We start from the raw sequence: 11,912 nt of genomic DNA, 5'->3' as shown, positions 1-11,912 counted from the left end.
TGAAGGTATATCCAAAAACGAGGTTAATGGCTATATATCTTCAAGATTAAAACTTTGTGGCATAGTCGATGAGATCTTTAATGCTAATGCAATAGAAGCTATTAATTCCTGTTGCAACGGTTCTACAAGACTTCTTAATACTATTCTTGAGAAAAGTTTAATGATGGGATATCAGAAGGGTCTAAAAGTAATTGACACTGAAATTGTAATGAGTGTTCAAAATGAAATAAATCTTATATAACAATATATAAAAATATGAAAAGTGGTTTAAATAAATGGTTTTTGAATGTACAAATAAAACTAAAAATAAGAAAGAAATTTGGACTGGAAAAGTAACATCAATTATTAACTACGGAAGCCATTATGAAATAAAAATTGAAAGTCGTTTAGGTATTATGGTGTTGCTTGGTAAAACTACCTTAGGGAATTTTACCTGCATGCCTGATTTTGGTGCCGGTTGCCATTTAGCTGAATTAAAAGACAAGTTCTACAGTACTGAAAAACTTTGTGGTGTTATGGGTAAAATTGATGGAATAACAGTTGCCTGTACTTTAGCAGCGATAGCTGCCCAAATAGATCCATCATAATTACATTAAATTATAAATTCAGTAAGCTTAATTCTTGGAGTAGCTATGCTACTCTATTATTTTATAGATTTTAGTTTTTAATATTAGGTTAATATAAAGTGTAAAGTCTGGTTAAATTATTTTGTAGATTGGATAAATGAATGTGCAGTTTAGTTATTTGAATGGATAAATTAATTTGTAAATGTTAGGATAAGATAAAGTGTAAATCAACACCTTGTTCACCAGCTCTTGCCGCCTCTATTGCAGCATTTAATGCAAGAAGATTGGTTTGGGATGCTATATCTGCGATAGTATCTGCCATAACTTTTATGCTGTCTACTACTTTCCCATCTTCAATGGCTTTTTCCATATGCTTTTGTTTCTGCTCATATAGTATTTTAGTCTCATTAATAGCCTTTTCACTATTATTTTTAACCTCAGTAGCTCTTTCTTTAAATTTATATGAATTGTTACTTCCTTCAATAGCTTTTGAGGATAATATGTTAATACTAGCATCTGTTTCTTCAACAGATGCACTTATTTCCTCTGAACCAGCACTAAAACCTTGCATACCTGCAGTGATGTTATCTACTGCTTCATCTATAATTATAGCTTTTGAAGATAATTCTTGAACTGTAGCTGAAAGTTCCTCTGAAGATGCACTTAAATCCTGTGCATTTTCCATAATTACCTTTATTAAACTATTTACATTTTCTTGTGCTGTATTTAAAGCTACAGCTGTTTGTCCAAATTCATCTTTTCTTGTAATATTAATTGGAGTTGAGCAATCGTAAGAAGATAACCTATCTGCCAACTCTTTTATTTTTTTCAATGGATTTATTATGTTTATGCTTACTATATATGCCATAAAAATTATAATAAAAAATGCTATAGCTGTATAACTTATTATTGTGTATCTAACATTATTAAACTGAGCTGTATTATCTAAATTTGCTTGCTCCGCCGATTGCTGATTTAATGTGATACATTTATCTAATTTTTCAAACATAGAAATTCTTACTTGAGCCATTTCAGAATTAAAAATCTTAACTGCCTCTCCATAGTTTTTAGCTTTTGCAAGTTCTATTATTTTGATTTTTCCTTCTCTATATTTTACTAAGTCCTTTTTAAAATCAGTATAAATTTTATCCTCTGCTATTGATGATGTAGGTAGACTTTCATATTCCTTTTGAACTTTTATATCTTCATTGGTTAGATTATTTATGTTCTTTATCTGTGAATCTAACTTTGATCTATCTCTTTCAAAAACAATTGCAAGCATATTTCCTCTCATTTCATTTATGTTCCCTTTAATTTCCTCAAGATCCTTAATAGATATTAAACTATTACTATATATAAACTTAGAACCATCATTTATTTTTGATGAGCTTATTATACCCTGTGCTCCTATTAAAATTATAAAAATACAAATCACTGTAAATACCGATATAAGCTTTCTCTTAACCTTTAAGTTTACAAAAAATTTGATACTAACACTTCCCTTCTCTTTACATTTATTAACTTTTCTATCTTAAAATTTATTGCATACTTATAATAATGAAGTTTTGTATAAAATTGTAATGAATTTTATTTTACCTCGTATCATAATAGTATTATACAACTCATTTTTTGATTTCTAAACATAATATTCTTTAATTTACAAAATTATGTTTTTATTGATTTTAATTTATAATCTTTTGTATCAATATTTAAAATGCATATTGGTTATATTTTTACTTGGCCTACAAATAACTATACTTTCAATAGCTAAAGGTGCTATAATAAATCAATCGATTTTCATACCAATATTGATTTCATTGCTATTTATTGCAATAGGAAATGTTATGGGAAGGTTCAAATTTAATGTAATATATTTAATAGTAAATACTGTGCTTAGCTAATAAATCATTTTTCAAATATCTATATTGATTTTTTATAAGGGGGTATAAACATGTTTTGTCCAAAATGTAAATGTGAATATAGAGAAGGATTTGATTTCTGCTCAGACTGTAATATTCAATTAGTTGAAGAACTGTCAGGTGATGAATTAGAAAATGAAGATTTTGAATATGTAGAACTTGTTACAATAGCCGCAACAACTGACCTTTGTATAATACCTATAGTTAAGTCAATTTTAGATTATGGTAAAATAAAATATTTTATCAAAGGTGAGAAGATTAGAAATATTGCTGTATTTGATAATATTATGGAAATACAAGTTCCATTAGAGGATGCTCAAATTGCAAAAGACTTGCTACAGGACTTGGATTTAAATTAAGGTGAAAAATCAGGATATTGAGATTATAAAAATATAAAAAATTAGTTTTAAAGGTGGCCTGTTTTGCAATAGGCCACCTTTTTGCTTAGCCATCATGCTTCATTGTATCAATACTTATTTCCCTATATTCCATATCAACACTTATTCATTATTTATCTTTAAGAATTTATTAGCTTTTGTAATTATGTGGAAACAAATTAAGACTTTTTTCGTTGTTACATATTATTACATATGGTATGATTAAACGTCTGCATGGTGTTTTGTGTAATATTTTACATTTCTTTCGCTAGCTGTTTTGTTAAATTATAGCATATTTTGTAGCTTCTTATGTTTTAATGACTGACGAAATACCTAACATAATTTTAAAAATATGGTATCATAATGTTCTGGCTTAACAAGAAAATAAATAGAAAGAGGTGTAAATATATGAATATTAAATTAAGAATAATAAAGATTTTATTAGAATCATTAAGAAGTATATTGCATTTTCTACTTAACTTTAAAAAGCCTACAGATAGAATAGTTATATTTTGCAGTCAGCAATTAGATAAAGTTATAGTTAAATATCATAAAGCTAAATATACTTCAGGTAAAGTTGCTTTAACTAATAATAAAGCCTTATTAAACAATAACTTGAGTCCATTGTTAAAAAGTCTAGCTTCACAATATACTATTTCTGACAAAGCATTAAATTTACATAAAAAATGCTACTGCAAATCAGATAATATTCGTATATAATATTAAAATATCTGCTTATGCTTTAGCCCTAGGCCCCATACCAATAAAAAAAATTCTTACATATAATAGTTTAAAAACATGATAAGCATAAGTTCTAGTTTTAAAATTATATAAATAAAAGCTATGAAATCTAGGTTTAACACCGAGTTTCATAGCTTTTACTTTTTTGACTTAACAAGTTATCTTTTCTTATAAACCTTTAATTTCTCATCATACTTACAAAAATATTTTTCTCCGTTATTTCTTTGAATTCCTTCACTCTTTCCCATTACTAAAAATCCATGATTTTCTAAAGAATTATTAAAATTTTTAAGAATCTTCTCCTGTAAACTATCATTAAAATAAATAAATACATTTCTACAAAGTATGAGATTAAATTCGTTTAAAGTTCCATTACTAAGCAAACTATGCTGGAAGAACAATATGTTTTTCTTAAGTTCTTCTTTAACTTTTATATAACTATCATTAATATCAAAATATTCGATAAAATTTTTCTCGCCCAAAGCAATTCTGTAATTACTTATATCTTTATCTAAGGTACTTGAGGAATACATTCCGTTTTTTGCCTCTTGTATTACATAAGGATTGATATCAGTAGCATAAATTTGGGTTTTATTAAGTATCCCTGCTTCTTTTAGCATTATAGCTAAAGAGTAAACTTCTTTTCCATTAGAACAACCTGCGCACCAAATTTTTATATGATTATAAGAATTTAGGTAAGGCAATATTTTAGTTTTAATTAAAGCAAATACCTTAGGATCTCTAAAAAACTCTGTTGTATTTATAGAAAAATCAAGAAATAGATTATGAAAAAAAGTTTCGTTATTTATTACTTGTTCTCTAAATGATTTAAAACTTGTAATACCCTCTTTTATCATAGCTATGTTTAAACGTCTCATTATGCTATCTATTTGATACTCCGTATAATCATATCCATAAATACTATTTAGTTCATTCAAAAATTTATAAACTTCTTCTTTATTTAAGATTTCTCTTTTATCAAGTAAATTTTCATTTGATTTTTTCAAAGTAAATTTTTTCTCAATGTATTTACATCTCACGCCTATATTTTGTAAATATGAATATAAGTATCTCTTTATAACAGAAATCGTACACTTCTTTTGCTTTTGCATGATAAAAAGTTTTTCTACAACAATTTGGGGAATTACATTGGCTCCCCAAAAGCTTATATTAATATTTTGCATATATTGTGAATCTAAAATCTCTATTAATTCTAAAGCCTGTTTAGGAGCTTCAAATTCTCCCACAACAACTATATTTGATTGTAATTTGTCGTAAATTATTTTAAAATCCAAATTAGTCCTCCATTGCTACTTAATCTTTAGTAATCCAAGCTTTTACTAAGGTTATAAGTACATCATAATCAATTGGCTTGGGAATGTAATCATCTGCCCCACACTCCATACATTTTTCATTGTCACCCTTTAGAGATTTTGCTGTGGTAGCTATTATTGGTATATGCTTAATTTTATCATTGTCTCGTATGTTTTTAATTGCTTCATATCCATTCATAACAGGCATCATTATGTCCATTAAAATCAAATCAACAACTTCATTTTCAAGCTTTTCTAGTGCTACCTTTCCATTTTCGGCTTCAATGATTTCTGCGCCGTAATCTTCGAGTGCTGCTGCAAGCACAAATATATTTCTTGGATCGTCATCTACAATTAGTATTTTTTTATTATCAAGATTTAGTGCTTTATCTTTATTAATCTTTGAAGTAATAATATTCTTATATCCATCTTCATTTTTACCCTTACGAAGTATTAAAGTTAATTCATCTAGTAACCTTTCATATGAGTTTGTAGTCTTAATAATTATACTGTCTGCATATAATTTTATCTCTTTTTCCTGTTCTTTATTTATTTCAATATCTGTATAAAGAATAACAGGTATTTTTAAGTTTTTTAGTTTAATTACATTATTAATTTCTTTAAGTAGTTCAATTTCTTTTTCGTTTGACAAGTTCAAATCCAATAAAATCCCATCAACTTCTTTTTCTTTTATAATCTTAAGGCCTTCAGCCCCGCTTTTTGATATTAAGGTTGTAAATCCTATACCATCCGCGATTGCTTTAATTGACTTAATGAAATTTATATCATCTTGAATGATAAGCAAGCTTTTATTTTGTTCATTTTTTATTTCTTTATTTGGGGCATCTACTATCTTCTCTTCATTTTTGCATATTGTAACTGCCGCCTCACTGGAAGAAATCACTTGCTGTGGAATTGAACGTGGCAAATATAGTAAGAAGGTGCTGCCCATACCAAGCTCACTGGTTATTTCTATTTTTCCCTTCATAAGCGTACATAGTTTACTACTTATTGATAGACCAAGACCTGTACCGCCATATTTTCTTGAGATAGAACCGTCGCCTTGCTGAAACTCTCCAAAAATCGAATCTATATTCTTTTTAGCTATGCCAATTCCTGTATCCATTACCGAAAATACTATGTTATTTTCGCGTTTTGTATCCACTTCTATTTTTAATTTTACTGAGCCCTTATCTGTGAATTTAAATGCGTTAGATAAAAAGTTTCTTACCACTTGCGAAATTTTTTCTTTATCTCCACATATATTATCTTTAATTTGATCCTCTAATATAAATTGAATATCCTTCTCCGTTGCAATTGCATTAAACATATCTCTAAGCTCACTAGTTAAAACACTAGAATTAAAATAACTATAATGCAGATCTGTTTTTCCTGCCTCAATTTTAGATAAATCTAAAAAATCATTTATCAAACTAAGCAGATGTTGACCTGAGTCATATATAACTTTTATCTTTTCTTGTGAATCCTTTGCCGTTGTATCTTTGCTATTTCTTATTAATAACTTAGATAATAATATAATTGAATTAAGTGGTGTTTTTAGTTCATGAGATACATTTGCTAAAAATTGGGATTTATATGTATTTGCCATTTCAACTTGTTTTGAACGTGCCAAAATCTCTTCTCCGGATTTTTCTAATTCTTCATTTTTAACAAGTATAAGTTTTGACTGCTCATCTATGTGCAATTGATCTTCCTCAAGCTGAGCGTTAGTTTGTTGCATCTCTTCACTTTGCTGTTGAAGTACTTGTTGTTGTTCTTCAAGTTGAGCATTGGTCTGCTTAAGTTCTTCAGTTTGAACTTGAAGTTGTCTTTGCTGCTCTTCTAATACTTCATTTGCATTTGTTAATTCAAGAGATATTTCTTTGGCCTTTTTAGTTGCCTTTTCGCTTTCCTCTAATAATACTTTAATCCTTTGATTTTGAATTGTAGTAAATAGATTTATAGCAATAACGTTACTTGCTTCTTCTATAAATTGCTGTTTTAATTTAGTAAAAGTTTCAAATGAGGATAACTCAATAACTCCACATATTTCTTCCTCATAAATTAATGGAAAAGCATATACATTAAAAGGAGATTCATATACAGTTCCTGTACAAATAACAGCTTCTGACTTTCTCACATTTTTAAGAAGTATAGGCTTTTTCTCTAAAGCCACTTGTCCAACTATACCCTCGCCAAGCTCATAAACATTCGATAATCTATCTCTTTCTGTAAAAGCAAAAGAAGAATTTAGCGTAAGTTTATTTTCTTTATTCTGTACGTAAAATGTTCCACTGCCAGCATCCATTGATCTAGATAAAAAATTTATGGCCCTTTGTGTCAATTCTTTTACAGATAAGTTACCATCCATTTGATCATTTAATAAATTTAAATTATCATTTATCCAAAATTTACTTTTCAATTTATTTGTCAATATATTATAGTCTGTAGCCATTTCCGAAATTTCATTTTTTTGGGTAATTTTAAATTCTTCTAAGTTTCCTGAATTAGTTATTTTAATCATATGTTCTTTTAATCTGTTAATAGGATTTAAAATGCTCTTTATCACCATACCAAATGATAAAGTAAGTATACTTATTAAAATTACTAAAGTTAATATTAAGGTTATTTTCTGTGAAGATTGTAGTTTGTTTGATTGATCTATTAAACTAATTTCCCCATTTGAAGAAGTTAAATATATATTACTAAAATCAATTTCAAGCTGATCAACAAAATCTGAACTTATTCCTTCAGATATCACTATTGCATCTGCTTTTTTACCTGCTAACACATCTTTAATAATCTCATCTCTTTGTGGTTTCCACCATTTTGAAAAAACATTGTTAGCATCCTGCAAATTTCTTTTAGTATTAGAATCAGAAGAATTTTCTCCTATGGTATCTAGATTTTTTTGTAAATCTAATTCATATTGCGTAACTTTATCTATTTGCGTTTGAATGTCACGTTTATTTGATAATAAAATTACACTTTTAAGAGAACCTTTAATTTCAACCAAATTTAATTTTCCTTTGATCGTAGCATCAGAAACTTTTGATGATTGTTTATATAAATTTTGAGTTATATTTTGCAAGTTATCAAGTCCTATTAAAGTAAAGGTCCCAAATCCAATAAATGTTATAGCACAAATTAAAAACAATATAATAAATTTTTGCTTTATACTAATATTCTTAAAATTACTCATAAATTCCTCCTTAAGCAGTACCCATAGGTACTGACATCACCTTTAGGTGCTAGCAGTACCTGTAGGTACTGACATCACCTATAGTTGCTAACTTCACATGTATGTGCTGATATAACCTGGGATTAATATTTTTATTTGTTCCATTTAGCCATATATTTATCTGCATCTTTGGGAGCTACTAATTCATTTGAAAAAATCACCGTTTTCTCTACATTTTCACCTTTAGCTATTTTAACTGCAGTTTTTATATTACATTGGCCCAGTTCTGTTGCATTTTGAAATACTGTAACCGCTAATTTACCACTTTTTAAATAATTAAGAGCTTCAGGAGTAGCATCTATACCGCCTACAGTTATCTTGCCTAATTTTCCTGCACTTTCTATAGCTTTTAATGCTCCTATTGCCATTTCATCATTACTTGCAGCTACAGCATCTATTTTTTTCCCAGATTGAAGCCACTCTTCCATTAAAGCCGTACCTTTCGCCCTATCCCAGTCGGCTGTTTGCTCCGCAACAATTTTCATGTCAGGATATTTTGCTATTACATCATGATAACCTTGAGTTCTTAATCTCTGTTGTTCTTGACCCATCGTCCCCATCATAATTGCCACATTACCCTTAAAGTGCATTTTTTTTGCAAGGTATTCCATTTGCAATTTAGCAGATTGTTTTGAGTCCGAACTCACATAAGCTGCTGCATCATTTTGGTTTTCAAATGGCCTTCCAATGCTCATGATTGGAACCTTAGCCGCTTTCGCACTGTCTGTTATAGGCTGCGATAAATCCGTATCAACTGGTTGAACGACAATGACATCTACTTTTTGAGATATGAATGTTTTAACATGTGAAAATTCTGTATTAGAATCATTTTTTGAATCAACATATACTACTTCAACATCATTTAAGGACTTAGCATAATTCTTCGTTTCATTAGTCATGTAAGATGTGAATTTGTCATTAAAATCAGAAATACAAACACCAATCTTTATCTTTTTAGTATTTAGTGATGTAGTATTTGTTTTCACTGCACATCCAGTAAAAAAAGACGTTATCATCACAATTATAAGTACAATTGATAAATTTTTTTTCATTAGGTCCCCCAATCATCATCTTTTTCAAAGCTGTTAATCATCTTCTGCGAAGCTGCGATCATCTTCTGCGAAGCTGCGGTCATCTTCTGACGAAGCTGTAATCATCTTTTTAAAAGTAGATATCAGAAAATTCTATATCGGTTTTCGAAATTCCATTATTTAAGATATTAGCAGATTTTTTTTTATGAATTTCATTGTTATTGATTTCACTAATAGGAAGGTTAACTATGAACTCACTTCCCTTTTTATATTCACTATTAACTTCGATAGTTCCTTCATGCATTTCAATTAGAGACTTGACAATGCTAAGTCCAATACCGATTCCCTCACAACTTCTTGTAAAGAGGTTGTCCGCTTGTTTGAATCTTTCAAAAATCATCTTATGCTTATCCTCTGAAATGCCTATGCCTGAATCTTTAACTCTAATCTGAATTGAATTATCACAAGTACTAATATTTACAAATATTTTTCCATATGAAGGAGTAAATTTTATAGCATTAGATAAAAGATTTAACACAATTCTTTCAATAGCATCTGAATCGCAAGCAAGTTCTACTTCTTCAGCATCCGTATCAAATATTATTTCAATGTTTTTTAATATTGCATATTTCGTCGCCGAATTTACAGTGTTCTCCACGATTTCAATAATGTTGCAGTTTGATATAAAAAGATCAAAGTTACCTGAATCTATTTTTGTAATATCCATCAGATTGTTAACAAGTCTTATAAGCCTATAACTGTTTTGAATCTGTATTTTTGCTTTCACCTTTATTTTTTCTCTATCTAAAACTTTATCATTATCAAGATAATATTTTGTTATTTGTGCTGACCCAAGCAAAATATTTAAAGGGGTTCTAAATTCATGAGACATATTAGCAAGGAACATATCTTTAGCCTCATTAGCGGCTTCAGCTACATCTTTTGCTTTTTTTAATTCTTTAGCTTGCTCTTTTAGCCGTACATTCATTTTTCTTTCTTTTTCAATAAGCTTTAAGTAAACATTTATTCTGTTTATCAGTAAAAAGTCATCAATAGGTTTAGTAAGATAATCTACTGCTCCTATTTCAAAACCTTTTTTCTTAAACTCTTCAGTTATACAAGCAGCGGTTAGAAATACAATTGGAATATTTTGTGTTTTTTTTCTGCTTTTTATAATCCGAGCTAGCTCAAAACCATCCATCTCTTTATCCATATGCACATCCAAGATAATTAAATCCACTGGCTCTTTTATAAGAGCCAATAATGCTTTTGATGAAGTGTCCGCAAGCAGAACTTTAGCATCTATATACTCTTGAATAAGTGCTTTTGCAGTAAATAAATTATTTGGATAGTCATCAACTACTAAGATTGTATACAAATTACCTGTTGCCATATTCGAAAACCTCACTTACCCACTTAATAATATTTAGCTAAATTTTTATTAAATAAACTAATAAAAACTTAGCTAAATTCATTCATAATTTTATACTTAAATCAATTTTTTATAAATATTATTCTATTTTATATATAATTTGATATGGTATATATCTTTAAAAAAATCACAAATCAATATCTGAAAATTCTACCCTTATGTTTTCATCTTCACTTCGCGCATTACTACTATACATCATATTTTCTTTTAGTACCTTTTTTGAAGGAAGTTTAACTGTAAACTTACTTCCTTTTCCAAATTCACTTTCGACATATATGCTACCACCATGTAATTCTACAATCGATTTAACTAAATTTAAACCAACACCTGTACCTTCTGTATTTCTTGATAACGATTTATCTACCTGTTTAAATCTATCAAATATCATATCTAAGTGCTCCTTTTCAATACCAATACCATTGTCTTTTACAGATATATCAACGAATTCATTCTTATCCTTGATATCTACAATTATTTCATCACCTTCATCTGAAAATTTTATCGCATTTGATAAAAGATTTAATACTATTCTCTCAATTTTTTCTGTATCACAAGCAATAATTTTTTCTTCTGTATCCGTATCAAAAATAATATTTAAGCCTTTACTGTCCGTTAAAGTAGTTACTGACATCACTATTTCTTCTACAACTTTGACTATATTGTTATTTGATAGGTTCAATTTAAAGAATCCCGCTTCAATTTTCGATATATCAACTATATTATTAATAAGTTTGGATAATCTATAAGAATTTTGTTTTATTGCAGCAATATATTTAACAACTGAAGCCTTTTTATCATTTAATAAACCATTTTTACAATACATATCAAATAATTGTGCTGTTGAAAAAATAACATTTAATGGTGTTTTAATTTCATGTGATATATTAACAAAAAATTCTCCTTGTGCCTTATTAGTACTAATTAACTCCGCTACTTTTTTATCTTTCTCTTCGTTTTGAAATTTAAGCTCCTTATTTGCAATGATTAGCTGTTCTACACGTTCGCAAAAATCTTCTCTCATATTACATCGCCCTTCAGTCTGATTTTACCCCGATTGATAAATCCTCAATTTAAGTTTTTTATTTATAGACAAAAGTAATATATTCGTAAAGTTTCTTACGTTTAAAAACTATCTTATATAATTTAACTTTCTTTCGATATGATAAAAAATATTTAAAAATTATTTAAAGTATTTTTCAATACATACATGCCCATATAAATTTCTTCGTTATAAAACAAACACATTACATATAAAACAAATATTAATGTGTTTGCTTTTACATTTTACATTT

Annotated in this window: 9 protein-coding genes and 1 pseudogene; 4 read left to right on the top strand and 6 right to left on the bottom strand. The window is 28.3% G+C overall.

The window, feature by feature from the left end; translation table 11 throughout:
• Together KPL38_RS03475 and KPL38_RS03470 are read left to right on the top strand one after the other, a co-directional pair.
• Positions 1-241: hypothetical protein (locus KPL38_RS03475; RefSeq protein WP_216287066.1), on the top strand; the 241-nt coding region annotated here is incomplete at its 5' end.
• A 34-nt stretch (positions 242-275) separates the two neighbouring features.
• Positions 276-587 (top strand): DUF6618 family protein, encoded by a 312-nt coding sequence (locus KPL38_RS03470; protein ID WP_216287057.1) that lies wholly within the window; start codon positions 276-278, stop codon positions 585-587.
• Between the two features lie 211 nt (positions 588-798).
• Here the strand turns inward: KPL38_RS03470 and KPL38_RS20190 are convergent.
• A pseudogene (locus KPL38_RS20190) lies at positions 799-2,055 on the bottom strand (methyl-accepting chemotaxis protein); the annotation flags it as partial.
• Positions 2,056-2,517: 462 nt separating this feature from the next.
• On the opposite strand from KPL38_RS20190, the gene KPL38_RS03460 reads away from it, so the two are divergent.
• Together KPL38_RS03460 and KPL38_RS03455 are read left to right on the top strand one after the other, a co-directional pair.
• Positions 2,518-2,844, top strand: coding sequence for a hypothetical protein (locus tag KPL38_RS03460; protein ID WP_216287055.1), 327 nt, complete (start codon positions 2,518-2,520; stop codon positions 2,842-2,844).
• A gap of 426 nt (positions 2,845-3,270) precedes the next feature.
• A complete protein-coding gene (locus KPL38_RS03455) occupies positions 3,271-3,582 on the top strand; it encodes an aspartyl-phosphate phosphatase Spo0E family protein (RefSeq protein WP_246577792.1) in 312 nt (103 codons plus the stop codon).
• 179 nt (positions 3,583-3,761) lie between these two features.
• Here KPL38_RS03455 and KPL38_RS03450 read toward each other — a convergent pair whose 3' ends face one another.
• The 5 genes from KPL38_RS03450 to KPL38_RS03430 form a co-directional block, all read right to left on the bottom strand.
• The gene (locus KPL38_RS03450; protein WP_246577791.1) at positions 3,762-4,898 is read right to left on the bottom strand and encodes a CheR family methyltransferase; all 1,137 of its coding nucleotides are present in this window, start codon (positions 4,896-4,898) and stop codon (positions 3,762-3,764) included.
• A 19-nt stretch (positions 4,899-4,917) separates the two neighbouring features.
• Positions 4,918-8,118, bottom strand: a complete 3,201-nt coding sequence (locus KPL38_RS03445) for a response regulator (protein WP_216287051.1) — start codon at positions 8,116-8,118, stop codon at positions 4,918-4,920.
• A gap of 131 nt (positions 8,119-8,249) precedes the next feature.
• Entirely contained in the window at positions 8,250-9,209 is a 960-nt protein-coding gene (locus KPL38_RS03440; RefSeq protein ID WP_216287049.1) for a sugar ABC transporter substrate-binding protein, read from the bottom strand.
• Between the two features lie 109 nt (positions 9,210-9,318).
• Positions 9,319-10,581, bottom strand: a complete 1,263-nt coding sequence (locus tag KPL38_RS03435; protein ID WP_216287047.1) for a hybrid sensor histidine kinase/response regulator — start codon at positions 10,579-10,581, stop codon at positions 9,319-9,321.
• Positions 10,582-10,747: 166 nt separating this feature from the next.
• Entirely contained in the window at positions 10,748-11,641 is an 894-nt protein-coding gene (locus KPL38_RS03430) for a sensor histidine kinase (RefSeq protein WP_216287045.1), read from the bottom strand.
• Positions 11,642-11,912 lie beyond the last annotated feature (271 nt).

This window comes from Clostridium psychrophilum (assembly GCF_018861705.1).
Classification (GTDB): Bacteria; Bacillota; Clostridia; order Clostridiales; family Clostridiaceae; genus Clostridium_AD; species Clostridium_AD psychrophilum.
This window is presented reverse-complemented; position numbering and strand designations above follow the sequence as displayed.